Consider the following 24884-nt stretch of genomic DNA (forward strand, 5'->3'; position numbering starts at 1 on the left):
GCTGCTGCGACGTTAGGACGCAGGTAGCGGGCACAGGTATCTACACAGCCTCTGGTACGCCGTCGGACACTGTGGGAGGGGGCTTGCCCCCGATGGCGGCCTGACAGCCGACCAGAATGTTGGATCAGACCGAGTACATATCCGTTATTTGGGCAACGGCCACTATTGGTTCCGCTTTTACAGCGGGTCACTTTGAAAAGCGCAAAGTAACCAAACGCTCTTGCCCCACCACTCGGCACCTCGCTTAGGCTCGGTGTGCCCGTAATCCGACAGGGATTTGGGGGGCCTGAGATCAAAAGCAGATCAAGATCAAGAGCGGCTCGCTTCGCATCGTAGTTGCTGTTGGCGACTGCAAAGTTGTGTAGATACCTATGCTCATCGGGTGCAAGCCCCTCCCACCTTTGACCGAGATGTGTCACGGAGAAGGTTTTGTGAAAGGCCGGCTATTTCCGATGCTACTCAGGGCTGCAAACGCCGCACCCTCCAGCCTGTATCGCTGCGGTCATACCTCAACCGCTCATGCAAGCGCTCCTGCCCATTTCCCCAGAACTCCAGCGATTCAAGTCGCAACTCGAACACGCAATATCCCTCGGGACGCGGCAGTGGACCCTGCACGTCCGCCAGTTGCCTGGCGGCGTTACGCATGGCCTGCACGTCCTCCAGTTCTTCACTCTGGCGAGACACCGATGACATCGGGTGCGTGGCATATGGGCGCTTGAGCCACGCATCATCAGCCTTGGCGTCTGGCAAGCGCATGGCCTGGCCATTGAGGATGATTTGCTGACTGGTTTCGCGCCAATACAGCACACCCGAAGCCCAGGGGTTGTGGAGCAGTTCCCGGCCTTTCTGGCTGCCGGCATGGGTGCTGAACACCACGCCGGCGTCACTGATCTCGCTGATCACCACGATCCGCGTGGAGGGCCGGCCCTGGCTGTCGGCGGTGGCCAGCGCCAGCGCCCTGGGCTCGCGGATGCCCACGCGGCGCGCACGCTCCAGCCAATTGTGCAGCACGCTCATGGGGTCGGCGGGCAGTGTCTGATATTCGGGGAAGGGCGCATCCAATGTGCCGGTGAGGGATTCCGACATGCCTTTACCCAACAGCGGCTTGCCTTGTATTGAGCTGTTCATAGCACGATGGTCCCCCGTCCAAATGTGACGCCATTACCTGATACCTCGACTCGCGTCAGTTGCTCGGCGCGGCCCTCAGCTTTGGCGAACATCAGTGAGGGGCGGCCGATTTCCACACCCTGTAAAATCTCGACTGGCTGGCCAAACTCAATCTGGCTATGGCGCGCCAGATGAATCGCCAATGGCCCGGCGGCGGAGCCTGTGGCCGCATCCTCCACAACGCCGTAGGCCGGTGAGAACATGCGGCTGCGCCAACGCCGTCCTGCGCCGGCAAAACAGTTGATCGCCATGTCATGGAAGTTGGACAGTGCACGGTGGTCGGGGTGCAGGGCCGATAACGCTTCAATGCTCGGCAGGCCGACAAACACATGGCGCGGGCCGTTGTGATAGATCTCGATGGGAAAGGTCGAGTCACTGATGCCCAAGGCCTTGAGCAGTTCGGCGTCGCGGCCCAGGGCCGTCCAGGTCGGGATCGGCTGGTCCATGCTGGCGGCGATGACGCTGCCGTTCTGGCGCTCCAGTTCAAAGGCGATGGTGCCCATCTGGGTTTCCAGATACAGCCGGTGGTTGTCGGTATGTGCTCCCAGGGCAATGGCCGTACCCAGCAACGGGTGCCCGGCAAAAGGCAGTTCGTTGACCGGTGTGAAAATTCGGATCAGCGCATCTCCACCGTTGCGCGGCTTGAGCACAAAGGTGGTCTCCGAGAGGTTCATTTCTCGGGCGATGCGTTGCATTTGCGCGGGCGGTAAATCATCGGCGTCAAAGAACACCGCGACCGGATTGCCTTCCAGCGGGACGCTGGCAAAGGCGTCGATAATGACGTAGTTGTGCATGGTTATCTCCCGGCGGCCGAAACGCTGCTGTCGACAGGTGTGTGGATGAGGGCGTGTCGCAGCAGGTCGGCGATGATGCGCGGGCCTTCCTGGGTCAAAAGCGACTCGGCATGAAACTGCATGGAGGCAAACGCCGGCCCACGCAGGGCATGTACCTCGCCGGTCTCGCTGTCGCGACTGATCTCGACGGTGCCGATGCCGTCGATGTCCAGGCGGTCACTGGAGCTGCGCGCCGCGAACGTGTTGTAGAAACCCACTCGTTCGGCGTTGCCGAACAGGTCGATCTGTTTTTGCACGCCCTGGTTGGGAATGGCCTTGCGTTGTAGCTCCAGGCCCAGGCACAGGCTCAATACCTGATGACTCAGGCACACCGCGAGGAACGGTCGCTGCTGGCTGAGTAGGGAACGGATGGCCACGTGCAGATGGTCGATTTTCGGCTGTTGCACATCGCTCGGGTTGCCAGGGCCAGGGCCCATGATCACCAGGTCGTAACCGTCGAAACTGTACTCATCACTGAAATTGCGCACCGTCACCACCAGGCCCAGGGCCCGCAGCTGTTTGGCGATCATTGAGGTGAACGTGTCTTCGGCGTCGACGATCAGCACCTGGCGGCCACTGAAGTCGGCCTGGGTCTGTTGCCGTTGCTGGCTGTTCATCAGCCAGAAATCCGAGACGTAGGCATTGCGGCTGGCCAATGCCGCGCGCACCTGCAGGTGGTCGCCGAAGCGCGAGGCAGCCTGGTTTTTCAGCGCGGCGATCAGGCCCGCAGCCTTGGCCCGGCTTTCGGCGGCTTCGGTCATCGGTTCGGAGTGCCGCACGATGGTCGAACCCACACTGATCCGAACCTGCCCGCTGTTATCGATGTCGGCGGTGCGAATCAGAATCGCCGAGTCCAGGGAGCGTCCGCCCTTGCCATCGCTGCCAATCAGCGCAGCCATGCCGCTGTAGTACGCCCTGCCTTGCGGCTCATAGCGCCGGATCACCCGGCAGGCGCTTTCCAGCGGGCTGCCGGTGACCGTCGGGGCGAACAGGGTTTCGTGCAGGATTTCGCGCACATCGCGACGGGTCTTGCCTTCGATGAAGTACTCGGTGTGCGCCAGATGGGTCATTTCCTTGAGGTATGGACCGAGGACGTGTCCGCCGTCTTCACAAATACGCGCCATCATTTTCAGTTCTTCATCGACCACCATGTACAGCTCATCGGCCTCCTTGCGGTCGGCCAGGAAGTCCATGACCTCCGTCAGGCTGGGGCCGGCAGGAGGGTAGCGGTAAGTGCCGCTGATGGGGTTCATCACCGCGAGCCCATCCTTGACGCTGATGTGGCGCTCGGGAGACGCACCGACGAAGGTGCGGCCGCCGGTGTGAATGATGAATGTCCAATAGACGCCTTTCTCCCGTTCCAGCAGATGACGAAAGAACGACAGCGCACTGGCCGGCTGGTACTCGCTGATCTCCGCCAGGAAGGTGCGCTTGATCACGAAGTTGGCGCCTTCCCCGGAGCCGATTTCGTTGGCGATCACCTGGCTGACGATCTCGGCATAGCTGGCGTCGCTGAGATCGAAGCGTTCGTTATTCAACTGGATCGGCACGTTGGGCAGTAACGCCAGCATCTGCTCGATGCTGATGGTTTGCTGCTCGGTAATCTTCATCGCCAGCAGCGGCGACTGATCGTCCACCGCCGCAAAGCCCCGTTCGGCAATCTGGCAGTAGGGAATCAGCGTCAGTACATCCAGGCGAGGGGCCCCGATCGAGGGGGCGGGCAAGTCGATATCAGCCAGGACCTGCGGCTGCGACATCTCGCCAATCAGCACATTCAGCAGCCCTGGGCCGCTGGATTCCGGACGATACAAGAGGGCAAAGGGTTCGGGCACCGGTTGCAGGATGCGTTCCATTAGGCGGGCGGCGGCTTGGCTCATAGCACCACCTCATCGGTGGTGATGACCATGGCGCAACGGCTGGCGGCGTATTCCATAGCCATCCAATGGTGCTCCTTGCTGAAGTCGGCAATAGCGTCGGCAACGAGGAAGGGTTGGATATCGTTGGAGTACGCGTCCACGCTGGAAATCAACACCCCGACATGGGCATACACCCCACACAGGATCAACTGATCGCGCCCGCTGGCGTGCATGCGTTGCAGTAAGTCGGAATTGAAGAACGCGCTGTAGCGCCACTTGGTCAGCAGCCAGTCACCGGGCTGGGGGGTGAGGGCGTCGACGACCTCGCGGTCGGTCGGGCTGGCCTTCATGCCCGGGCCCCAGAAGTCCTTGAGCAGCCCGCGTTGCGCCTCGTTCATGCTGCCCGGCTGGGCGGTGTAGGCCACTGGCACGCCGTTGTCGGCAGCCCACTGGCGAATGCGTGCGGCATTGCCCACCACTTCGTCACGCAAGGCATCCGGCAACGGCCGCAGGAAGTAGCGCTGCATGTCATGCACCAACAGTACGGCGCGTTCGGGGTCAATGTGCCATTGCGCGAGGTTGGCGGGCAGGTCGAGGGAGGTAGGCAGGGCGTAGGGGACGATCGATGGAATGCCGGTCATGGCGACAAACTCCAGTCAAAGGGAAACAAAAGAGGGAGGAGGGCAGGCTTTCCAGGCCATCACCGCAGTAATGGCTTGCCAGGGGTTCAGGCGCGGGTCGCACAGGCTTTTGTAGTGGCTGGCAACCTGGCTCAGGCCGGCGGCATCGGAGGCGCACTCGCTGACGTCATCGGGAGTGGTTTCCAGATGCAGACCGCCGGCCACGCCACCGGCCGAGATCACGGCATGTTTGAAGGCGGTGATTTCGTCGGTGATGGTCTGCACCATGCGGGTCTTATTGCCACAGGGCGCGACGATGGTATTGCCGTGCATCGGGTCGCTGAGCCAGATGATCTTGTGGCCAGCACGGCGCACCGCTTCAACCAGCGGTGGCAGGCGGTCGGCGACCTTGTGGGCGCCCATGCGGGCAATCAGCGTCAGCCGGCCGGGCTCGCGCCTGGGGTCCAGGCGCTCGCACAGGCTCAGTAACTGATCCTGGGTGATATCCGGGCCGACCTTGCAGGCCACCGGGTTGAGCACTTCGCTGAGCAGCGCTACGTGAGCGCCCGTCAGCTGACGGGTACGCTCGCCAATCCACGGCCAATGGGTAGAGCCAAGGAATGTCCGGCCCTGTTCGTCCTGGCGCACTTGCGGCAGTTCGTAGTCGAGCACCAGCATCTCGTGACTGGTCCAGGCAGGGGAGCCGGTGAGCTGCTCCTGGCCGGACGGTTCCTTCCATCCCAGGTGTTGCATGATGTCCTGAGCGGCGCGATAGCCTCGTACCAAGCGTTGCGCATCATGCTGGCGATGGCCGGGGACGGCCTCACGACCGTTGACCATATCGCCGCGGTACACCGGCAACTCAACATCGCCGATGCGTTCGCTGTGGTTGGAGCGAGGCTTGGCAAACTGCCCGGCAATTCGCCCCACCCGCACCACCGGTTGCTGGGTGACCAGCCTGAACGTCCCGGCCAATATGTCCAGCAGCGCGGCTTTGCGGGTCACATGGTCGGCAGCGCTTTCATCCATGTCCTCGGCGCAGTCGCCGCACTGGATGATCATCGCTTCGCCAGCCGCGACCCTGGCCAGGGTCGCGCGCAACACCAGGATATCTTCAACGCGAATCAGTGACGCGCTGTCCCTGAGATAGGCCTGCGCGTCATGCAATTGTGAGGGCTCGCTCCATTGAGGTTGCTGCAACGCTTCACACTTCAGAACCCGTTTCAGTAAGTCTTCCATGATGCGATCACTCTCCCAAAAGGATCAGGCAGGAATGCCTTCACGCTTGATGTGCGGCACTGGAATACCCAAGGCGCGCAATTGTTGAAAGACATTCATGAATTCGCGATTGCGTTTTACTTTGCCGTCTTGCAGCTCGAAGGAGTGCAAGAAGTGGTTCTCGTAATAACCTTCCGGGTAACCAGGAAAGAGAATTTTGCCGTGGCCATCACACTCGACCCAGATATGGTTGGGGTCATCGGTTTCAAATACCTTGACGTTGTACCATTCCCAATCCGGGAAACACTTGAGTGACCAAACAGCATGTTCAGCCAACTTAGCTTTGCCACTGATTACAATCGGTGCACCCGTGTCGGTGGTCCATAAGCCGCCTGAACCGTCTTCGGTAAACAATTCGTGCCGGCGCAGGCGGTCCTGGCCTTTGGTGCGCATATATTGTTCAACCGTGGCGCGATTCTTGCGACGTAGTTCAGTATCGTCAGTGATAGGTTGGTGCACTGTGCTATCAGGCATGCTCGATCTCCAATGAATAAAGGACTTATGAGGCGGGGATACCTTCACGCTTGATTTTTGGCACCGGGATGCCCAAGGCGCGAAGTTGTTCAAACGGGTTCATGAACTCACGGTTTTGCGTGATCTTGCCGTTGTCCAGCTCGAAGGAGTGGATGTAGTGGTTTTCGCAATAACCTTCCGGATAACCAGGAACTCGAGTAGTGCCGCGACCGTCACTTTCCACCCAGAAGTGGTTGGGGTTGTCGGTTTCAAACACCCGGACGTTGTGCCATTGCCAGTCTGGGAAGCACTGTTGCAGCCATACGCCGAGCGCGGCCAGCTTCGCGTGGCCCTTGAAGACAAGGGGTTCACCGGTTTCAGTGTTCCAGGAGCCGCCGCTGCCATCTTGTGTGAACAGCTCATGCCGGCGCAGGCGGTCTTCGCCGTTGGTACGCATGTACTGATCAACAGTGGCGCGGTTTTTTTGGCGTAGTTCAAGATGGTCATTAAAGCCGCCAGATGAAAGCGAACCGGGCATGGGCAATGTTCTCCTTAGTTGATTGAAATTGCGGACATCAATTAAATAATTAGTTAATTGCATGCGACGAAATTGAATGCTTTTGAACTGTTTCGCATTGATCGTTTTGTGCGGTGTTGTTTATACACCTGCGTTTCTCGGGCTTGGAACTACCAGATCTTGTAGTGGCTCAGGGCGGGCGCGATCGGTCGGATGGAGTGTTGCATTATTATGAAGGGGCAGGCTCATTCGTCGGCTGAGAAACAGTGGCCTATGGCTAGTTAGTTGGGTTAGACATAAAAAACATGTCGCTAGTGCGAAGCAGTCTATGACTGTTGATTTTGGGAGTTGACAGATGTTCAGGTTGGTTTAGTCTCACGACTCCCTTGGAGTGTTATAGGTGTTCAAAATGGAATTAGGACAGCTGTTGGGATGGGATGCTTATTTTTACAGTATCTTTGCAAAAGCCATGAACATGGAGGAGTTCACCGTTGTTGCATTGAGAGCCTTGCGTGAACTGCGATTCGATTTTTTCGCCTATGGCATGTGCAGCGTGACGCCGTTCATGCGGCCCAAGACCTATATGTACGGCAACTATCCCGAGCACTGGCTACAACGCTATCAAGCCGCTAACTATGCGCTGATCGACCCCACGGTGAAACACAGCAAAATCTCGTCGGCCCCCATTTTATGGAGCAATGAGTTGTTCCGAGACTGCCCGGACCTGTGGTCAGAAGCCAACGACTCGAGGCTATGCCATGGCCTGGCCCAACCTTCGTTCAACACCCAGGGCAGGGTCGGGGTGTTAAGCCTGGCACGCAAGGACAACGCCATCAGCCTTCAGGAATTCGAAGCATTGAAGCCAGTGACCAAAGCGTTTGCGGCGGCGGCCCTGGAGAAGATTTCGGCGCTGGAGACTGATGTACGTGCGTTCAACAAGGATGTGGAGTTCAGCGAGCGCGAATGTGATGTGTTGCGCTGGACCGCCGATGGCAAGACCTCGGAGGAAATTGGCGTGATCATGGGCGTGTGCACCGACACCGTGAACTACCATCATCGCAACATCCAACGCAAAATCGGCGCCAGCAACCGCGTACAGGCTGTGTCTTACGCCGTCGCGCTGGGCTATATCTGAGGTTCACCTGCTGCGCCGAGTCGCCCAAGAGGACGACTCGGCCGTTATTATCAAGCAGTCTCTTCCAATAACGCCTCAGACGTGAAGGCTGAAGGTAAGCGGGCGCCACGGTGGTGTTCGCGGTGAGCCGAGAGTTTGATGGCGAGGATTTTTTCGCCCTGATGCTCGATTACCGACCCCAGGCGTTCGTACTTGACCCCGTTGATCTTGTAATAGCGTTCCATCGTGCTGTTGACGATTCCGACGATGGCATCGGCACCCGCCAGGCTGGCGGTCTTGAGGGTTTTCCAGAACAAAGGCATGGCCAGTTGCGGTTCGCGGGTGGTGAAGCGTGTCATTTCCCAAATGGCGGGATGCCTGGGTGGTGTGCCTTCGCAGGCAAGGCTGAACACGCCCTCCAGCAGGTTGGGGAATGTGGTGGGTATCAACCGGGCGCAGCCGACGATTGAACGATGCTCGTTGAACGCCAGGAGGTAGCGGGCGTGCTCGTTGTCGTATTGATCCCATTCATAACCGGCCTGGTGCGGTGGGATAGGCAATCGCCACCCTAGTTTTTCGACGAATTGTTCATGCCGAAAGCGACCCAGCATAAGTTTAAGCTCGTCATCCATTGCGCTCAGCGTGTGCTCTTCCATGTGCATGGCAGGGTGTTCCTTGGGGGAGGGGGAAGTGCGGTTTTTTATAGAGGACTTGTGGAGGGTTAGCGACTACAAGATCTTGTAGGGCGGGCTGATGTGGTCGGCGGGGCTGGAGTGCAAACGAAACGCGAGGAATTCGAGCAGGAATCCAGCGGTCACCTCACGAGCCTCAACAACTTTGAACTTATGCTAACGCCCATCCCCCTAACACTGTGCAGCTAGCGCCTGGCTCAGGTTGAACCTGAGCTAACTAATTACACGCAAAGGTTTGGTGATTTATGAAGAGTGAACAAGTCGAAGGTGTTGCAGAAAAGGTTGCTGGAAAGACACAGAGCGTCGTCGGGAAGCTGTTTGGTGATTCTAAGCTGGAAGCAGAAGGCGCTGGTCGTCAAGCGGCTGGTCAGTTGACCCAGACCTACGGCGACGTACTGGACGGCGTATCTACGTTCGTTAAAGAAAAACCAGTTGCTGCAATCGCGATTGGTGCAGTAGCGCTGCTGGTTCTAGATCGTCTCTTTCGCCGCTGAGTCATAGAGGAAGGGGCGTTCCGTCAGGGACGCTTCCTTTCCGTCCACCGTCAGAGCTTCATCGATCACAATTGACCGGCTAGCCCCTTCCGGCCGGCTATTTGCCTATCGCCTTGATTGCGTCCTTGCAAGCCTCCATGGCGCCCTCAACGGCAAGCTGCCGGGGCGTGATGTTCAGGATCCCAACTGTTCGCCCAGGGTCTTTGCCCAGTTCTTCCGTCGTGTGCGACAGCGGCGGCGACTCGATGGGCAGTTTCTACGCTGCGCAGCCAAAAAAGTTCTCCAGCCTCGGACAGATAGCAACATAGGTATGGACATTCTGTACCGATCACTCATTTCCTTTCAAAAGCGTCAATCCCTGTAAGCTGAGCCGATAGTGCCCAAAGGCGTTCGGCTTGGTCTGGGTCGGCGGCATAAGGCCGAACGCCGGCAAAGGATGGTGGTTCGTTTGCATCCAGCGAAGCGATCTCACAGTCCTCGCAATATAAGCCTCCCATGCCATTCAACTGTGGAGCTGTTGCGGCCCAAACTTGGGTTGCCGCACCTTGCTGCGTCGTCTTGAACGTCTGATCGGCAAGGTGGCCATTGACGTCTAGCCAGCCGGCGGCAATCATTTCATCTTGCGCCAGATGACGCTGGAGCGGAGTGAGAATTTTGCCGGGGTGAAGGGAGAAAGCCCGTACACCCTCGTGTTGACCAAGCCGATCAAGGTGGACAGCAAACAATGCGTTGGCCGTCTTCGACTGCCCATATGCCAACCACTTGTCGTAGCCCTGCGTAAATTGCACATCGTTCCAGCGGATACCCGATTGGTGATGCCCCGCCGATGACACTACTACCACCCTTGCTCGACCCTTGAGTGCAGGCCATAGCAAATTCACGAGGGCGTAGTGCCCCAGATGATTGATGGCGAACTGTGACTCCCAACCCGCCCCTACTCGGGTTTCCGGGCAAGCCATGATTCCCGCGCTGCCGATCAGGATGTCGACGTGTCGGTCGCTTGCCAAGAAACGCTGAGCGAAGTCGCGTACGCTGGTCAGATCGGAAAGATCAAGTCGCTCGATTTCTACATTGGAGATTCCGCTAGTTTTTGCGCGAGCATCGTCTACATCACGCGCTGCGACAACGACACGCGCGCCCGCCTTCGTCAGTGCTCTTGTCGTCTCCAGGCCCAGCCCGGAATGACCCCCGGTGACAATGGCGGTGGTGTTGGATAGATCGCACCCTTCAAGTACCTCTGCGGCGGTGGTTACCGCTCCGTAACCTGAGTGGATGGGAGACTGTTTGCTGGTCATGGCGTGTCCTTGTGAATCTGACATGGAATTGGGGCAAAACCCATGGACACCATTGTCTAGACTAGACTTGGGACTGTGAATGCAGCAAAGTCCAATTATCTGTCGAGATCGTCCTACGCACCTTATGGATCCCCTTTCCGAAACCCTCTCTCTTCTAAATACTCATAACTCCTTTTTTGCAGGTCTGAAGGCTGGTGGAGATTGGGCCATCGATTTTCCACCACCCGACGGCATCAAGTTCAATGCAATCGTTGAAGGGACTTGTTGGCTAATGGTGCAAGGCGTGGAGCAACCTATCCGATTGACGGCCGGAGACTGCTTTCTTCTGCCACGCAAGCGGGCGTTTTCACTCCGCAGCGACTTGTCATTTCCGGCCATCCACTCGGATGCGATTTATCGCCATGCCGTCAATGGCATCGCCAGTTGTGGGACAGCCGATGAGTTTTTCCTGATCGGGGGACGTTTTGACTTCGGTGAGGAGGCTCGCCTTCTATTTGACGGATTGCCTCCCGTCGCCGTCATCAAAAGTGGTTCGGATCAAGCTTCCGTGCTGAATTGGGCCTTGCAGCGTATTGCTCATGAACTTACCAATCCGGCTCTTGGTAACTCGATTGTGGTTCAGCATCTCGGCCACATCATGCTAGTGCAGGTTCTACGAATTTATTTGATCCAAGAAGGAAATACCGCACCGAGCTGGTTGCTTGCTATATCTGATCCACGTATCGGGGCAACCATTCAAGCCATTCATGCCGATCCGGCGCGTTCTTGGTCAGTAGAGAGCCTTGCCAAAATCGCGGGTGTTTCTCGCTCGACCTTCGCTTTGCGATTCAAGCAAAAATCTGGTGTCGCCCCTTTAGAGTACGTCTTGCGCTGGCGCATGCAATTAGCTACGAGATTGTTGAAAACAAACCACACGACCATTTCGTCCATAGCACAAAAGCTGGGCTATGACTCCGACAGTGCTTTTAGCCACGCTTTCAAGCGCATTATGACGTGTTCGCCTCGTGAATACAGAGAGAGAGTGGCCCCCATATCCCAGCAGTAGGGCTGATCTTCAGTAGGCTAAGAACTTGCGCCGCGCATGGGCCATACAGCCGATCTCGGTCACGCCGAGCTCGAAGCTGGCTTTGTAGCCACCAAAATCATCACAGACCAACTTGCCCTTCCAGTCTTCAATGAACCAGCAATCGCGAGCCGGTCATACAAAATTGCCCTGCAAACACGGTCAGCGCCTTGACCAGCACGGGGATCGCAGCATCCAGATCGGCGTCCGCGAACACCATCATTGGCGTCTTGCCTCCCAATTCCAGGCCAAAACGCTTCAGATGTCGCGCGTCCACCTCACTCTTTCCGTTCTCCAGCGCCAGCAGTTCGATCAATGCCTCGGCATTTCGCTCGAACGCATCAGCCAACTCCAGTAGCATTTGGGCTCTCAACGTCACATCGTCTTTCCACGGGCTATGACCAAATGCCTGCTGCGCAGCCTCGATATCAAGGCTGGCCTCATTCAACCCACCTTCGGCGTATTGTCCGATGGATGCGTAGGTTGCCGGATCAATAGAGTCTTTGTAATTGCCAGAGTCCAGCCATTGGCCATTGATCCAGTTCAATACCGGTAATTTGCTCATTGTGTCGCCTCGTGGGTCATGCGTACTGGCCAGCTATTTTCTCGGCCAAGGCAATTACGGTGATGTTGGTGGCGACCGAGGGCACATCCGGAAAGATGGACGCATCGACTACTCGCAACCCTTGCAGGCCAAATGGCCGCGCATCCAGATCTACCACCGCACGCGCATCGCCTGGACGCCCCATGGGCGCAGAGGAAGTGGGATGGTGATAGGTATCGAGGGTAGCCCGGGCGCTGGCCAGCAGGGCTTCATCCGAGTCGTTGCCTTTGCCGGGGTTGAGCTCCGAGTGAATCAACTCCCGCAGCGGTGCGGTGTTACCGATCTTGCGGGCCAGGCGAATACCCTCCAGCAGGCGCTGGCGGTCTTCTTCCCTTGCGAGGAAATTCAGGTCGATGCGCGGTGCAACAAATGGATCACGGCTGGCCAGGGTCAGCGTGCCCTGGGACGAGGGGCGGGTGAGGGCTACAGCGAGTACGAACCCCACCTTGGTCGGGCTCTGGTCGTGCGGGAACAGATGGGTTGCGGTGATGTGCAGATCAAGATCGCCATGGCTGGCGCTGCTGCTGTGGGTCCACAACTTGGCACCAATGGCAGGTGACTGTCGGCCGATCAGTTCGGGCCGGGCTGCGTAGGCGTTGTAATAGAAGGGGTGATCCATCAGGTGCTGGCCAACGGGCAACTCCACCACTTGCTCGATTTTCAACGCCTGCAAGTCTGCTTTCGGCCCGACCCCGGAGCGCAGCAGGATGGCCGCACTGCCATAGGTTCCGGCCGACAGGATCACTTCGCCGGCGTGCAACGTCTCGCCATCGGCCAGCCGTACGCCAATAGCCTGCGTGCCTTCGAAAATGACTTTGTCCACCAGACTGTCTGAGCGGATTACGAGGTTCTTACGCGCCCGGACCTCTTCGCTCAGGTACGCCATGCCGGTATTGATGCGCACACCATTGACGATGTTCATTGGATAGGGCCCCACGCCGTCAGCGTCGACCCCATCGAAATCGTTGATGATTTTGAATCCGTTGGCCAACGTCGCATCCATGAACGCCTGCTGCATCGGCGTTACGTCTGCGCGCTTGAGTTGGTGTACTGGCAGTGGTCCTTCGTGCCCATGCAAGGCAGTGTCGCCGCCGCTGCGGGTTTCAAGTTTCTTGAACGAAGGCAGCAGTTCTTCGTAACTCCAACCGGGCAAATTCCAGCGTTTGAAGTCGGTGTCACGTGCGCGAATCGCCACCGCCCCATTAATAGCCGAGCTGCCTCCCAGTACCTTGCCACGCAGCGCCCCAATAGGGTGGTCGACGTAACCTGGCTGAGTCTTGTAACCCCATTCGAACTCAGGGTTAGCATTGGCTCCGACAATGTCGCTGTTGGCGACAATTTCCGGATAGTTTTGCGGACCATAACTGTGACCCGCCTCAAGCAGCAGTACCCGACGGTTGCTGTTCTCACTCAAGCGCCTGGCCAATACCGCACCGGCAGACCCGCCCCCCACAATGATCACATCCACGCGGGAGCTTGCGTCCGAGTCTTTGGTATGAGGCTCACCGGCAGCGTAAGCACTGGTCAGCCCACTGCCTGCTGCCAGGGTTGCGGCGACTGCAACACCGCTTGCCAGTAGAGTCCTTCTTGAGGGGTTACCGAGTGTTTCTCTCATGCATTTTCTTCCTGTTGAACCTGAGGTCAGATGCGTGCTGAGGAAACGATAGAGCCGAACTCGACTGCTTGATAAGCCGGCAAAAAGCGAATCAACGTTTCGTATTTGGCGAACGACCGCTGCTGGGCTGACGTACATTTTTGTACGCCCGGTTTTCACACAAAAACGTTTATCTCAGTGGGTTCAATAGCGGACAGTTTCGCAACACAACCAACTTCAGGAACCACACAATGAACCTATTTAAATCAATGTATTCAGCAGTACTGCCGTTCGCATTCGCACTGTCTATCTCCAATAGTGTGTTCGCATCTGCGCTGCCCGACGCCCAGGCCAGTTACTCGATGAATGTCGGCAAGTTCAAGGTGGTCGCCCTCTATGACGGCTACCTTCCTGCCGATATGGTCAAGATCCTCGAGGGGGGCGACGGCGCCCGCATAAGCACGCTGCTTGAACAGGCAGGGCTGAATAAAGATGCGCGCATGTCCGTCAATGTTTATCTGGTCGATACCGGGGACAAGCAAATCCTGATAGATACCGGCGGTGGCGAACTGACCGGAAGCACCGCCGGCCGCCTGCAGGAAAGCATGAAGGCCGCTGGCTACAACGCCGATCAGATCGATGTGGTACTGATGACCCATCTGCATGCCGATCATATTGGAGGGTTGTTGAACGGGCAGCAGCGCGCGTTCAAGAACGCGGTAGTGGAGGTCAATGACAATGAGTTGAACTACTGGATGTCGGACCCCTCCATTGCGTTGGGCAAGGAGGACAAGCCCGAAGCATTCTCTGCGGTCAAACGTTATCTCAAGCCTTACCAGGAAGCTGGCCGTGTCAGAACATTCAAATGGGGCGACAAGCTTTTGGCGGGCATAGAAGCCATCGATTTGCGCGGGCATACCCCAGGGCACACCGGGTTCAAGGTCAGTGAAGGAGGGGACCAATTGCTGTTCTGGGGTGATGTAATCCATGTGCAACCGGTTCAATTCCCTGAGCCGCAAGTCACCGTCATCTATGACAGCACCCCAAGTCAGGCGATCAGTACCCGTAAGGCGGCCTTGGAGGATGCCTCCACATCCACTGACCGATACTGGGTTGCCGACGCCCATATTGATTTCCCAGGTATTGGCAAGGTGGAAAAGAAGGGCGAGGACTACCTCTGGCATCCCGTTCAGAAATGAGTGCTGCGTGATTGAGCACAACGGCACTAAAGACAAGGAGCAATTATATGGAGTGGGGCGATGTTAAGGTCTTTCTTGCCGTTGTGCGTGCCGGAACCTATGCCGATGCAGCAACGCAACTGAGGGTCAGCCGACCTACCGTCAGCCGCCGTGTGCAGGCCCTTGAAGAAGCACTGGGCCAAAAACTGTTCCAGCGCACCGGGGAGGGGCTGGTGATCACGGCCGAAGGCGAATCCATTCTCGAGCTGGCAGAAAGCATGGAACAAAGCGCCTTGGCGCTAAATCGCAAGATGGCAGTCCATGATGAGCACCTTGAGGGCGCTATAAGAATTACCTGTCCAGAGTGGTTCGCTGGTTATGTAATGCCTGACTTGATGGTGAGCTTCGCGCGCAAGCATCCGAATATTCGAGTGGAAATCCTGACTTCGCCGCGCATGCTCGACTTATCCAGACGTGAAGCCGACGTTGCACTTAGAAACGTCCCGTTCGACCAACCGGATATCGTTCAGCGCAAATTGATGGACGTTCGATATGCGGTGTACGCGGCGCAGAACTACAGCGTCGCCAGCGGTACAGGGGAGGGGGTCAACCTGATTCTGATGAATGCAGACCTCAACCATTTTCCGGATGTGGCATGGCTACAGAAATTGCTACCCGAAGCGTCCGTCATGCAACGCAGTAACGACCGGATCATTCAGGCGCAGTTATGCGCGGCAGGGCTGGGGCTCGCAGTGTTGCCGGTGGTCGTGGGTGAGAAAATCCCGGAACTTAAAGTGATCGATCTGGGAGCGCCTCCACCCGGCCGGGAACTCTGGCTGGGTTACCACCGTGATTTGCGTGATGTACCACGATTAAAGGCCGTTGTGCGCGCGCTCTTTAGTGCACAGGCAACAGTTTGAATATGATGAGGACGTTATGAAACGCAGCAATATCAGTTTTATTTCCGAGGGTACTCTATTAAAGGGCTGGCTTTACGACCCAGAAAACACCTCGTCTGCAACACCCGCTATTGTCATGGCGCATGGTTTTACATCGGTCAAGGAACAATATCTTGATAAATATGCGGAGGTGTTCTGTTCGCAAGGTTTTCATGTACTGGTCTATGACCATGCAAACTTTGGCGAAAGTGAAGGCACGCCGCGCCAGGAGATGGACCCTGTATTGCAACGTCGGGGCTATCGCGACGCCATTACTTTTGTGCAATCACTTCCAGGCATTGATCCACAGCGAATTGGCATCTGGGGAACAAGTCTGAGCGGCGGGCATGTCATAGAAGTTGCTGCAATCGATCGTCGCGTAAAATGCGTTGTTGCTCAGGTTCCCTCGATCAGTGGCTATGAGTCGGCGAAGCGTCGGCTACGCTCGGACCTGGTGCCTGCCATGCTTGCTCGCTATGACAATGACCGGCAGGCCCGTTTTGCAGGTGCACAACCTGCAACCATTGCGGCTGTGTCCAATGACCCGAGCGTTGCCTGTGCCATGGTAGGAGCAGACAGTTATGAGTACTTTATGAACACTACGTCTTTTGCGCCGAACTGGAAGAATGAGGTGACCTTGAGGAGCACCGAGTTGTTCCGGGAGAACGAACCAGGTCATTTTATTTCGCGTATCAGCCCAACGCCGTTCCTGATGATTGTGGGGGATAACGATCTCTTGACCGCCACGGACATATGCCTCACGGCCTATGAAAAAGCGCTGGAGCCAAAGAAGCTTGTGATGATCAAAGGAGGGCACTTCACTCCCTACGTTGAAAACTTCAAGGTTACGAGTGAAGCCGCTGCCAGCTGGTTCAGTCAACACCTCAACAGCTGACATGACCAGGCCTTCAAAGCAAACGAAGATCTCGGGCTTTGCGCACACTCAACTGACGGTTTCCAGATAAGCCGTCAGTTGCTGCTCCCATATAGGAGGGCTGCCAATCTGTTCGATCAGAAAGTTCGACAAGGCCTCCAACTTAGGCGATGTGCGCTGCGACTGACGATAAACCAGCGATATGTTACCGCCCCGAGGCTCGTGAGAAGTCAACACGATCTGAAGCTCACCGGCAACGATTGCATCCACGGCAAGGAAGGTAGGCAATATCGCCAGCCCCATGCCAGCTTTTGCACCCTCCAGCAATTGAAATCCATTGTTTGTGCGCATCCGGCTTCGAACCCGGAAAGACTCTGTCAAGTTACCTACCGGCAATGCCCACATGCCGTGAGGCTCACGATGCACATACAGCAGGGCATGGTGCTCGGCCAACTCCTCGGGCGTTTGCGGCGCACCATAAGTGGCTATGTACCCAGGACTTGCACAGATGAGATGGCGGTTTCCAGCAATGCTTCTGGCGACCAGGGAGGAGTCAGGCAATTCACCAATGCGAATCGCAGCATCAAAGTTCTCCTCCTGTAAATTCACATAACGGTCATCATATTCAATATCCAGGCGCAACGACGGGTAGCGCAGCGCAAAGGACGAAAGAATCTGCGTCAGATAACGGCTGCTGAACGCCATCGGTGCCGACAAACGAAGGTTGCCGCTTAATTCAGATGTGAACGTAAGAATGGCTTCTTCGGCGTGCTCAACATCCGCAAGGATACGTACGCAGTGCTGATAAAACACTTTTCCCGCCTCAGTCGGGCTTACTTGGCGACCTCGATCGAAAAGAATAATGCCAAGGCGTTTTTCCAACTGCCGGATGCGCTGGCTCACCACCGACTTGGCTGTTCCAAGACGCCTTGCGGCCTCTGAAATACTACCGGTATCGACGGTTACCACGAAGCAATGCATCTCAGCCAACTTGTTCACGGGCCGCTCCTGTTGCTGTGCCATTGGGCGTGCGTAAGGGGTGTAGAGATGAGTACCGTATTTGGAACTCTACCCACCTGGAAGTGGAATGAATGTACTGGTGTGCGTGATGATAAGTGGAATTGCATAAATATATGAGTGGGTTGAAAAGAAATTGACCCAAGCAGCCTAGGCACCCGCAGCAATTCAATCGGTTTACTGTGCAAGTCATACCGTTGTTGCAAGCGCCTGGTGTGTATCGCACGGCGTATGAAGGCACGACGTTGCGCGGGAGCTAAGGATTGGACATTCCCAGGTTCACCTATGTTTTCAACGTCCCCGAAAGTCGGGGCATTGGCTTTCTGATGAGCGTGTGGTCGGTTTGTATCGTTGTGTATCTGCGCTTTAGATAGATACACAGCGATTCTTTTAAGTCGGTTGATGACACATACGGGATACCTGCGGGGCTTTAAATGAACTCATCGAGAAGGCGCAAACCTTCTCCAATGGATGACTCATTTAACTCGCGTCTATCTCTGCGCGTTTCGCGACGTTGTCGACCAATGACTTATAGGAAATTCAAAATGCCTGCAGCTACGTTCGGTTTCACCTGGCGCCATAGTCTGGCTTCTTCCGTGAGAATGGGCGTTTTGGGGTTGGCACTGATAGCCGGCAGCGGTGGTGCCTGGGCTGCTGGCCCGGCCGCCGATGCGTCAGTTGCCAGCTCGGCCTCGACCAATCCCGAATCGATCCGACCTTATCGAATTCATGTCGATGAAGCTCAATTGACCGATCTGAAAAAGCGCATTGCGGCAACCCGCTGGCCGGACAAAGAGACCGTCAATGACGTTTCCCAAGGCGTGCAGTTGGCCCAGGTCCAGGCGCTGGTGAAGTATTGGGGCAGCGGCTATGACTGGCGCAAGGCCGAAGCAAAGCTCAATGCGCTGCCTGAATTCATCACGACTATCGACGGCGTCGATATTCAATTCATCCATGTTCGCTCGCGAAACCCCAACGCGATGCCACTGCTTCTGACACACGGATGGCCTGGCTCACAATTCGAGTTCCTGAAAACTATCGGCCCGCTGACGGATCCCGTTGCTTACGGGGGTAAAGTTGAAGATTCGTTCGACGTGATCATTCCATCGATTCCGGGACACGGTTTTTCCGGTAAGCCAACTGAATTGGGCTGGGGGCCGGATCGAGTCGCGAAGGCTTGGGATGTGCTCATCAAGCGCCTGGGTTATACCCACTATGTTTCCCAGGGCGGAGATCACGGTTCAGTGATATCGGATGCATTGGGCCGCCTGAATCCGCCGGGTCTGTTGGGCATTCACTTGAACATGCCGGCCACCATCCCGCCCGAATTGGTCAAGCCGATCAATAGTGGTGACCCGGCCCCTGTCGGGCTCACTGAGCCTGAACGCAAGGCGTTTGATTCCTTGAGCACCTTCTTCGGCCGCAATGCAGCATACGGCGCGATGATGGTTACGCGCCCGCAGACTATCGGTTACCTGCTGGCCGATTCGCCTACCGGTACTGCGGCGTGGATGTACGAAAAAATCGCCGCGTGGACGGACAGTGATGGTCAGCCTGAACGGGTATTGACCCGTGACGAGATGTTGGACGATATCAGCCTGTACTGGCTGACGAACGCAGGCGCATCGTCATCGCGTTTCTACTGGGAAAACAACAACAACAATTTCAGCGCTGCCGCGCAGAACACCGCAAGCATCAAGGTGCCGGTGGCGATCACGGTCTTCCCGCACGAGATCTATCAGGCGCCAAAAAGCTGGGCGCAACGCGCTTACCCATCACTTTCCTACTACAGCCAGGTTAACAAGGGCGGCCACTTCGCTTCCTGGGAGCAACCTCAATTGTTCAGCGAGGAGTTGCGGGAGGCCTTCCGGCCGCTTCGCGCCAAGCTGAGCGCAACGAAGACAGCCCAGTAGCTCGCACGCAATCGAGTCAACACACCGGGCCGCTATTCGGCGGCTCGCTACGGAGAAACACCATGGAGATGACCTTGCTGAACAACCAACATAAATCCAGCCGCCTGCGGGGTCTTGCCCCTTCGCTGTTGGCAGCAGCGGTGCTGCAATTCGCAGCGGTGGCTGTCGGTTTTTCCCAAGCCAGCGCGGCTGATGTACCCGCGTCCACCATTGGGGCGATCACGCCGGGAGCTCACACCTCTCTCGGTGCTCTTAAGCATGTGAAAGCGGGGCTGCTGGACGTTTCTTACGCGGAACTCGGCCCAGCCGATGGCCCTGTGGTCATTTTGTTGCACGGCTGGCCCTACGATATCAACGCATACACTGATGTCGCTCCTGCTTTGGCGGACAAGGGATATCGAGTGTTGATCCCTTCTGCGCGCGGTTATGGCGATACGCATTTTCTCTCGGCCAAGACAGTTCGCAATGGTCAACCTGCTGCGCTGGCGAGCGACCTGATCGACTTCATGGACGCGCTGAAGATCAAGACGGCGGTGCTGGGTGGGTTTGACTGGGGCGCCCGCACTGCAGATATCGTTGCCGCACTGTGGCCGGAAAGAGTCAAAGCCCTGGTCGCTGTGAGCGGTTACCTGATAGGCAGCCAAGAGGCGGGCAAGGCGCCATTGCCGCCAGCCGCCGAACTGCAGTGGTGGTACCAGTTCTACTTCGCGACCGAGCGCGGGCGCCTGGGCTACGAGAAAAACACCCATGACTTCGCCAAGCTCATCTGGAAGTTGGCGTCGCCACAGTGGAATTTCGACGACGCCACTTATGAGCGCAGCGCGGCGTCCTTGCAAAACCCTGATCACGTGGCCGTGTCGATTTTCAACTACCGCTGGCGCCTGGGGTTGGTCAAGGGCGAGGCCAGATACGACGCGCTGGAGAAGAAACTCGCGGCATTTCCATCCATCAGCGTGCCCACCATCACCCTGGAAGGTGATGCGAACGGCGCACCGCACCCACCTGCCGAAGCGTACGCCAAGCGCTTCACTGGCAAGTATGAGTACCGATTGATCACCGGTGGTGTTGGTCACAACTTGCCGCAGGAAGCGCCGAAAGCCTTCGCCCAGGCGGTGATCGATGCCGATCATCTTTGAAAAAACTGGCTGAGAGGAGGGCGATGATGAAGCTGAAATTTCTTGCCGCGATGCCGGCTGCCATTGCAATCGCAGCGTTGACCGCTACCGGTGTTGCCTCGGGCGACGCCAGTACTGGCGACGCCTCACCGATCTATGGCGTGAAATTGCCTGAAAACTACCGCCTATGGCCGCTGATTGCGCCAGCGCAGGAAGCAGCACCCCTGAATGAACTGCGAGCCGTGCTGGGCAATGACTCGGCCATTAAGGCTTATCAGGACTCAACGCTGCCATTCCCCGATGGCACAGTGCTGGTAAAGCTGGCCTGGAAACATGTGCAGTCCCCGGAATTCGAGCCGGCGTCCATCCCGGGGTCGGCCACGACCGTGCAGGTGATGGTCAAGGACTCGAAAAAATATGCAGCAACCGGTGGTTGGGGATTCGGGCGGTTTATCAACGGTAAACCGGCCGATGAAGCCCAACACGAAACCTGCTTCGCCTGTCACCAGGCGCGAGTGCGTAATCACGACTTTGTCTTCACTCGCTTCGCTCCCTGATTTCCCGTCAACCCCGGAGTTAACAATGAAAAAAGTATTAACCGCACTGGCCGTCGCCGTCAGCCTGAGCATGGCGACACACGCTTGGTCGCAAACTGAAAAACCCACGATTGTGCTCGTGCATGGCGCGTTTGCCGATGCGTCGAGTTGGAATGGCGTCGTGAAGATTCTTGAGAAGGACGGTTACCCGGTGGTTGCTGCTGCCAACCCATTGCGCGGTGTAAAGAGCGATGGTTCGGCAATCTCGGCATTGCTGACGAGCATTCATTCGCCGGTGGTGTTGGTCGGCCATTCCTATGGCGGCACCGTTATCAGCGATGCGGCCAACGATCATGTCAACGTCAAAGCCCTGGTTTACGTCAGTGCGTTTGCACCTGAGGCCGGGGAAACCGTCGCCGGGCTGGCCGGCAAATTCCCGGGCAGCACGCTGGGCCCAACGCTGGCTGCGCCTGTACCGCTGGCCGATGGGGGCAAGGATTTGTACATCCAGCAGGACAAATTTCACAACCAGTTCGCCGCTGATGTCCCCGCGAAAGAGGCTGCATTGATGGCCGCCACCCAACGTCCGGTAACGGAAGCGGCGCTCAACGAAGCGTCCGGCAGCCCCGCCTGGAAACATATTCCGTCCTGGTACATCTACGGCGACAAGGACAAGAACATTCCCCCGCAAGCCATGGCATTCATGGCCAAGCGCGCCGCTGCCAAAGCCGTGGAAGTGGTCGAGGGCGCGTCACATGTCGTGATGGTTTCAAACCCGGAACCGGTCGCTCGCCTGATCGAAAAAGCCGCCACGGCGAAGTAACACGCTGAGGGTATCAATGATCTGGCGAAGGACCAGTTTCCGACAGGACACGGCACTCATGCAACGCCTTGGGAAATTGCCGTGACTTAGCGGGCCTATCCGCACGCTATCAAGTCGGTTGACTACTCGCCACAGACCGCCAACTGGGGCCCATAATCAGGTACGCCACGATGTGGAAGATCAATCACAGTTACATTGATGGAGCATTCGTTCCCGTTCAGGGCAATGAAACGGTGCAATGCATCAATCCGGCTACCGAGGAGGTCATTGGTACGCTCACCCTGGCTGATCGTGAAGATGCCAGGCGCGCTATCGCGGCGGCTTCGCGTGCTCAAGTCGCGATGAGCCGCACCTCCAAGGCCGAGCGTATCGACATGCTCGAGCAGTTGCAGATTGCCGTGCTGGCGAGCACGAATGAAATTCGCGATACCGCCATCCAAGAGTACGGTGCGCCGTTTGCCCGTGCGCAATGGGTCAGTCGCTACGCTTCGCAGTCATTTACCAATGCGGCGCAGGTGTTGAACCACTTCGACCTGAGTCGTACGGTCGGTGACGCGACCGTGGTGATGGAGCCGGTCGGAGTCGCGGCGCTGTTTGCCCCCTGGAACAGCACCGCCGGGACGATATGCAGCAAACTGGCATCGGCCATTGCGGCTGGCTGTGCCTCGGTCATCAAACCGAGCGAGTTGAGCCCCTTGCAGACCACCGTGCTCGCCCAAGCGTTGCATCGCGCAGCGTTGCCCAAAGGGGTTTTCAACATTCTGTTGGGCCGCGGTAGTGATGTGGGTGATGAAATAAGCGCCAGCCCACTCATTGCGAAAATTTCATTCACCGGGTCTACCGCCACCGGAAAGCTCATTGCATACGCCGCAATCGAGACCATGAAGCGAGTGAGTCTGTCGCTCACGGGGAAGTCGGCCTCTATCATCCTGGATGACGCCGATCTCGACATCGCCATTCCCCTGGCTCTGAGTGCTGCGTTCATGAACAACGGTCAGGCATGTGTCGCCGGCACACGTCTGCTGGTGCCACGCACGCACGCCGAAGACATTATCAACCGCGTCAAAAGCCTGGTTGGAGCGATGGTCGTCGGCAATCCGCAGGATCCGGCCACTGCTCTCGGGCCGCTGGTCAATCGCACCCAATTCGACCGCGTACAAGCTTTCATCCGCCGCGGGCAGGCGCAAGGCGCGACGTTGATTATCGGCGGGGAGGGCAGACCGACCGGCTTGGATAAGGGCTATTTCGTCAGGCCTACGGTCTTTGCCGACGTCAGCAGTGACATGGACATCGCGCAAGCGGAGATATTCGGCCCGGTGCTATCGATCATGGCGTATGACTCGCAAGAACAAGCGGTCGCCATTGCCAATGCCAGTATCTACGGCTTGCAGGCTTATGTGTTTTCCCGGCAACCGGAACGTGCCCAACGCCTGGCGAACCAGCTGCAGGCCGGCTCGGTGTTGATCAACAGAATTTCGCCAGAGCTGCTGGCGCCGTTCGGCGGGGTAAAGCAGTCCGGTGTCGGCCGGGAGTTTGGAGTCTTTGGGCTGGAAGCATTTCTTGAGGCCAAAAGCATCGTGTCCGATTAACCTGGGGTGAGCGGCAGTTTGTGGTCGCGCAACCCAGGCCCCAGGAGAAAAAGCCAATGGCCCACGGCGCGTTGCCTGTGGGCCATTGTTTCTTTAAGGGTTACGCGGCTGCAGCTTTCGCCTCCTGCAGCAGTTGCTGAATCATCTTTTCCTGCGTCTTGTAGCCACCTTCTCCGAAGTGGGTGAAACGCACTTGCCCTTTGGCGTCGATCAGGTAGTGCGCAGGCCAGTACTGGTTATCGAAGTTGCGCCAGATCGCGTAGTTGTTATCGATGGCCACCGGGTAAGTGATGCCGAGCTTTTTCACCTCATCCCTGACATTGCTGATGATCCGTTCAAAGCCGTATTCCGGAGTGTGGACGCCGATTACCACCAAGCCATCCTTCTCATATTTCTGCGCCCAGTCCTTCACATACGGCAGGGCGTGCTGGCAATTGATGCAGTCGTAAGTCCAGAAATCGACGAGCATCACTTTGCCTCTGAGCGACTCACTGGTCAGTGCGGGCGAATTGAGCCATTCCACCGCGCCGGCCAGCGACGGCATCGGGCCTTGGGCGTTGTCGAGGGTGGGCTCGGCCTTGGCCTTGCTTACCAGGTATTCGACGACTTTGGGGACGCGTTCCAGCACGCCTTTTTCCAGCACGCTGACGCCTTCGGACGACGCCCCGGCCAACAGCGTCTTGTCGGCACCGGTAGAAATCATCAGCGCTGCGGCCAGGACCGCAAAACCGGTGGCGCGACGCAGCCAGCCGGTGACCGGAATCGAGGCCTTCAGGCGATTGACTAAACCGCGTCCGGCGAAAATCAGCGTACCCAACGACAGTGCACTGCCCAGGCCGTAGGCTGCCAGCAGCAGGCTGGTTTGCGCATTGGCGCCTTGCAGCATGGCGCCGGTAAGGATCACCCCGAGGATAGGCCCGGCGCACGGCGCCCAGAGCAGGCCGGTGGCGACGCCGATCATCAGCGAACCCAGCGGCCCGGACATTTTGCGCGTCTGGGGGTCGAGGCGATTGCCCAGTAACACGAACGGGCTGGCCAGCCAGCCGCTGATTCGCGCCGAGATCAGCGACAAGGCAAACAGCGCCATCACCACCAGTGCCACATGACGCCCGGTGTTGTTGGCCTGAATCACCCATTCACTGCTGACCACGGCCAGACTGGAAATCAGCGCGAAGGTCAGGACCATGCCGCCAAGGGTAAGCAGGATCGATGAGCGTGTGCGGTTGATACCGGCGAACAGAAATGGCACGACCGGCAGGATACAAGGGCTGAGGACGGTCAATAAGCCGCCCAGGAATGCGATGAGGAACATAAGGGTCAC

The 24884-nt window shown here is 57.4% G+C and carries 23 protein-coding genes and 3 pseudogenes; 12 read left to right on the plus strand and 14 right to left on the minus strand.

What is annotated here, in order from left to right:
- Window positions 1-459: 459 nt before the first annotated feature.
- The 7 genes from phzG to QZR30_RS08950 are packed head-to-tail and all read right to left on the minus strand — an operon-like array spanning window position 460 to window position 6745.
- Window positions 460-1128, minus strand: a complete 669-nt coding sequence (gene phzG, locus QZR30_RS08920) for a phenazine biosynthesis FMN-dependent oxidase PhzG (RefSeq protein WP_059397338.1) — start codon at window positions 1126-1128, stop codon at window positions 460-462.
- Window positions 1125-1961 (minus strand): PhzF family phenazine biosynthesis protein, encoded by an 837-nt coding sequence (locus QZR30_RS08925; RefSeq protein ID WP_059397339.1) that lies wholly within the window; start codon window positions 1959-1961, stop codon window positions 1125-1127. The genes phzG and QZR30_RS08925 overlap by 4 nt, the downstream gene beginning before the upstream one ends.
- 2 nt (window positions 1962-1963) lie before the next feature.
- On the minus strand, window positions 1964-3853 hold the full coding sequence (locus QZR30_RS08930; RefSeq protein WP_420794070.1) for an anthranilate synthase family protein: 1890 nt from the start codon (window positions 3851-3853) through the stop codon (window positions 1964-1966).
- Window positions 3854-3873: 20 nt separating this feature from the next.
- On the minus strand, window positions 3874-4497 hold the full coding sequence (locus tag QZR30_RS08935) for an isochorismatase family protein (RefSeq protein WP_056847860.1): 624 nt from the start codon (window positions 4495-4497) through the stop codon (window positions 3874-3876).
- 15 nt (window positions 4498-4512) lie between these two features.
- Complete coding sequence (locus QZR30_RS08940; RefSeq protein ID WP_046068157.1) at window positions 4513-5715, minus strand: 3-deoxy-7-phosphoheptulonate synthase; 1203 nt, start codon at window positions 5713-5715, stop codon at window positions 4513-4515.
- Between the two features lie 24 nt (window positions 5716-5739).
- A complete protein-coding gene (locus QZR30_RS08945) occupies window positions 5740-6228 on the minus strand; it encodes a PhzA/PhzB family protein (RefSeq protein ID WP_046068156.1) in 489 nt (162 codons plus the stop codon).
- Window positions 6229-6253: 25 nt separating this feature from the next.
- Complete coding sequence (locus tag QZR30_RS08950; protein WP_046068155.1) at window positions 6254-6745, minus strand: PhzA/PhzB family protein; 492 nt, start codon at window positions 6743-6745, stop codon at window positions 6254-6256.
- 388 nt (window positions 6746-7133) lie between these two features.
- Between QZR30_RS08950 and QZR30_RS08955 the strand changes: the two genes are divergently transcribed.
- A complete protein-coding gene (locus tag QZR30_RS08955) occupies window positions 7134-7859 on the plus strand; it encodes an autoinducer binding domain-containing protein (RefSeq protein WP_046072458.1) in 726 nt (241 codons plus the stop codon).
- Window positions 7860-7909: 50 nt separating this feature from the next.
- Here QZR30_RS08955 and QZR30_RS08960 read toward each other — a convergent pair whose 3' ends face one another.
- The gene (locus QZR30_RS08960; RefSeq protein WP_046068154.1) at window positions 7910-8500 is read right to left on the minus strand and encodes an acyl-homoserine-lactone synthase; all 591 of its coding nucleotides are present in this window, start codon (window positions 8498-8500) and stop codon (window positions 7910-7912) included.
- Window positions 8501-8775: 275 nt separating this feature from the next.
- Between QZR30_RS08960 and QZR30_RS08965 the strand changes: the two genes are divergently transcribed.
- A complete protein-coding gene (locus tag QZR30_RS08965; protein WP_046068153.1) occupies window positions 8776-9024 on the plus strand; it encodes a CsbD family protein in 249 nt (82 codons plus the stop codon).
- A gap of 332 nt (window positions 9025-9356) precedes the next feature.
- Here the strand turns inward: QZR30_RS08965 and QZR30_RS08970 are convergent, their stop codons facing one another.
- A complete protein-coding gene (locus tag QZR30_RS08970) occupies window positions 9357-10319 on the minus strand; it encodes an SDR family NAD(P)-dependent oxidoreductase (RefSeq protein ID WP_311903205.1) in 963 nt (320 codons plus the stop codon).
- Between the two features lie 124 nt (window positions 10320-10443).
- Between QZR30_RS08970 and QZR30_RS08975 the strand changes: the two genes are divergently transcribed.
- A complete protein-coding gene (locus QZR30_RS08975) occupies window positions 10444-11364 on the plus strand; it encodes an AraC family transcriptional regulator (RefSeq protein ID WP_046072457.1) in 921 nt (306 codons plus the stop codon).
- A 21-nt stretch (window positions 11365-11385) separates the two neighbouring features.
- Here QZR30_RS08975 and QZR30_RS08980 read toward each other — a convergent pair.
- The 3 genes and pseudogenes from QZR30_RS08980 to QZR30_RS08990 all read right to left on the minus strand — a co-directional run.
- Window positions 11386-11499: pseudogene (locus QZR30_RS08980) on the minus strand (IS66 family transposase); the annotation flags it as partial.
- Window positions 11498-11947 (minus strand): annotated as a pseudogene (locus QZR30_RS08985) (aldehyde dehydrogenase family protein); the annotation flags it as partial. The pseudogenes QZR30_RS08980 and QZR30_RS08985, both read right to left, overlap by 2 nt.
- A gap of 16 nt (window positions 11948-11963) precedes the next feature.
- Window positions 11964-13601, minus strand: coding sequence for a GMC family oxidoreductase (locus tag QZR30_RS08990; protein ID WP_046068149.1), 1638 nt, complete (start codon window positions 13599-13601; stop codon window positions 11964-11966).
- 230 nt (window positions 13602-13831) lie between these two features.
- Here QZR30_RS08990 and QZR30_RS08995 point away from each other — a divergent pair, with 230 nt between their 5' ends.
- Genes QZR30_RS08995 through QZR30_RS09005 form a run of 3 tightly spaced genes read left to right on the plus strand, consistent with a single transcriptional unit; the run spans window position 13832 to window position 16591 of the window.
- Entirely contained in the window at window positions 13832-14779 is a 948-nt protein-coding gene (locus QZR30_RS08995; protein WP_080944617.1) for an MBL fold metallo-hydrolase, read from the plus strand.
- A gap of 47 nt (window positions 14780-14826) precedes the next feature.
- The gene (locus QZR30_RS09000) at window positions 14827-15678 is read left to right on the plus strand and encodes a LysR family transcriptional regulator (RefSeq protein WP_046068148.1); all 852 of its coding nucleotides are present in this window, start codon (window positions 14827-14829) and stop codon (window positions 15676-15678) included.
- 16 nt (window positions 15679-15694) lie between these two features.
- A complete protein-coding gene (locus QZR30_RS09005) occupies window positions 15695-16591 on the plus strand; it encodes an alpha/beta hydrolase (RefSeq protein ID WP_046068147.1) in 897 nt (298 codons plus the stop codon).
- 48 nt (window positions 16592-16639) lie between these two features.
- Here QZR30_RS09005 and QZR30_RS09010 read toward each other — a convergent pair whose 3' ends face one another.
- A complete protein-coding gene (locus tag QZR30_RS09010; RefSeq protein ID WP_056847868.1) occupies window positions 16640-17569 on the minus strand; it encodes a LysR family transcriptional regulator in 930 nt (309 codons plus the stop codon).
- A gap of 563 nt (window positions 17570-18132) precedes the next feature.
- Between QZR30_RS09010 and QZR30_RS09015 the strand changes: the two genes are divergently transcribed.
- The 6 genes and pseudogenes from QZR30_RS09015 (at window position 18133) to QZR30_RS09040 (ending at window position 23563) form a co-directional block, all read left to right on the plus strand.
- The gene (locus tag QZR30_RS09015; RefSeq protein WP_057022311.1) at window positions 18133-19500 is read left to right on the plus strand and encodes an epoxide hydrolase family protein; all 1368 of its coding nucleotides are present in this window, start codon (window positions 18133-18135) and stop codon (window positions 19498-19500) included.
- 62 nt (window positions 19501-19562) lie between these two features.
- Complete coding sequence (locus QZR30_RS09020) at window positions 19563-20636, plus strand: alpha/beta fold hydrolase (protein WP_046068144.1); 1074 nt, start codon at window positions 19563-19565, stop codon at window positions 20634-20636.
- A gap of 26 nt (window positions 20637-20662) precedes the next feature.
- Window positions 20663-21172: a cytochrome P460 family protein gene (locus tag QZR30_RS09025; RefSeq protein ID WP_059397344.1), complete on the plus strand. Its 510-nt coding sequence runs from the start codon at window positions 20663-20665 to the stop codon at window positions 21170-21172.
- 25 nt (window positions 21173-21197) lie between these two features.
- The gene (locus tag QZR30_RS09030; protein ID WP_059397345.1) at window positions 21198-21974 is read left to right on the plus strand and encodes an alpha/beta fold hydrolase; all 777 of its coding nucleotides are present in this window, start codon (window positions 21198-21200) and stop codon (window positions 21972-21974) included.
- A 6-nt stretch (window positions 21975-21980) separates the two neighbouring features.
- Window positions 21981-22127: pseudogene (locus QZR30_RS09035) on the plus strand (creatininase family protein); the annotation flags it as partial.
- 17 nt (window positions 22128-22144) lie between these two features.
- Window positions 22145-23563, plus strand: a complete 1419-nt coding sequence (locus tag QZR30_RS09040) for an aldehyde dehydrogenase family protein (protein ID WP_311903208.1) — start codon at window positions 22145-22147, stop codon at window positions 23561-23563.
- A 100-nt stretch (window positions 23564-23663) separates the two neighbouring features.
- Here QZR30_RS09040 and QZR30_RS09045 read toward each other — a convergent pair whose 3' ends face one another.
- The gene (locus QZR30_RS09045; protein WP_311903209.1) at window positions 23664-24875 is read right to left on the minus strand and encodes a cytochrome c biogenesis protein DipZ; all 1212 of its coding nucleotides are present in this window, start codon (window positions 24873-24875) and stop codon (window positions 23664-23666) included.
- Window positions 24876-24884: the final 9 nt, after the last annotated feature.

It is taken from the genome of Pseudomonas sp. rhizo25, assembly GCF_031931935.1.
Classification (GTDB): domain Bacteria; phylum Pseudomonadota; class Gammaproteobacteria; order Pseudomonadales; family Pseudomonadaceae; genus Aquipseudomonas; species Aquipseudomonas synxantha.

Coding starts and splice junctions, on each gene's coding strand:
- QZR30_RS08955 (WP_046072458.1), top strand. CDS start 7,134: ATGGAATTAGGACAGCTGTTGGGATGGGATGCTTATTTTTACAGTATC.
- QZR30_RS09005 (WP_046068147.1), top strand. CDS start 15,695: ATGAAACGCAGCAATATCAGTTTTATTTCCGAGGGTACTCTATTAAAG.
- QZR30_RS08950 (WP_046068155.1), bottom strand. CDS start 6,745: ATGCCCGGTTCGCTTTCATCTGGCGGCTTTAATGACCATCTTGAACTA.
- QZR30_RS08945 (WP_046068156.1), bottom strand. CDS start 6,228: ATGCCTGATAGCACAGTGCACCAACCTATCACTGACGATACTGAACTA.
- QZR30_RS09030 (WP_059397345.1), top strand. CDS start 21,198: ATGAAAAAAGTATTAACCGCACTGGCCGTCGCCGTCAGCCTGAGCATG.
- QZR30_RS08965 (WP_046068153.1), top strand. CDS start 8,776: ATGAAGAGTGAACAAGTCGAAGGTGTTGCAGAAAAGGTTGCTGGAAAG.
- QZR30_RS08935 (WP_056847860.1), bottom strand. CDS start 4,497: ATGACCGGCATTCCATCGATCGTCCCCTACGCCCTGCCTACCTCCCTC.
- QZR30_RS08990 (WP_046068149.1), bottom strand. CDS start 13,601: ATGAGAGAAACACTCGGTAACCCCTCAAGAAGGACTCTACTGGCAAGC.
- QZR30_RS09015 (WP_057022311.1), top strand. CDS start 18,133: ATGCCTGCAGCTACGTTCGGTTTCACCTGGCGCCATAGTCTGGCTTCT.
- QZR30_RS08975 (WP_046072457.1), top strand. CDS start 10,444: ATGGATCCCCTTTCCGAAACCCTCTCTCTTCTAAATACTCATAACTCC.
- QZR30_RS08995 (WP_080944617.1), top strand. CDS start 13,832: ATGAACCTATTTAAATCAATGTATTCAGCAGTACTGCCGTTCGCATTC.
- QZR30_RS08925 (WP_059397339.1), bottom strand. CDS start 1,961: ATGCACAACTACGTCATTATCGACGCCTTTGCCAGCGTCCCGCTGGAA.
- QZR30_RS08940 (WP_046068157.1), bottom strand. CDS start 5,715: ATGGAAGACTTACTGAAACGGGTTCTGAAGTGTGAAGCGTTGCAGCAA.
- QZR30_RS09020 (WP_046068144.1), top strand. CDS start 19,563: ATGGAGATGACCTTGCTGAACAACCAACATAAATCCAGCCGCCTGCGG.
- QZR30_RS09045 (WP_311903209.1), bottom strand. CDS start 24,875: ATGTTCCTCATCGCATTCCTGGGCGGCTTATTGACCGTCCTCAGCCCT.
- QZR30_RS09000 (WP_046068148.1), top strand. CDS start 14,827: ATGGAGTGGGGCGATGTTAAGGTCTTTCTTGCCGTTGTGCGTGCCGGA.
- phzG (WP_059397338.1), bottom strand. CDS start 1,128: ATGAACAGCTCAATACAAGGCAAGCCGCTGTTGGGTAAAGGCATGTCG.
- QZR30_RS08970 (WP_311903205.1), bottom strand. CDS start 10,319: ATGACCAGCAAACAGTCTCCCATCCACTCAGGTTACGGAGCGGTAACC.
- QZR30_RS08960 (WP_046068154.1), bottom strand. CDS start 8,500: ATGCACATGGAAGAGCACACGCTGAGCGCAATGGATGACGAGCTTAAA.
- QZR30_RS09025 (WP_059397344.1), top strand. CDS start 20,663: ATGAAGCTGAAATTTCTTGCCGCGATGCCGGCTGCCATTGCAATCGCA.
- QZR30_RS09040 (WP_311903208.1), top strand. CDS start 22,145: ATGTGGAAGATCAATCACAGTTACATTGATGGAGCATTCGTTCCCGTT.
- QZR30_RS08930 (WP_420794070.1), bottom strand. CDS start 3,853: ATGGAACGCATCCTGCAACCGGTGCCCGAACCCTTTGCCCTCTTGTAT.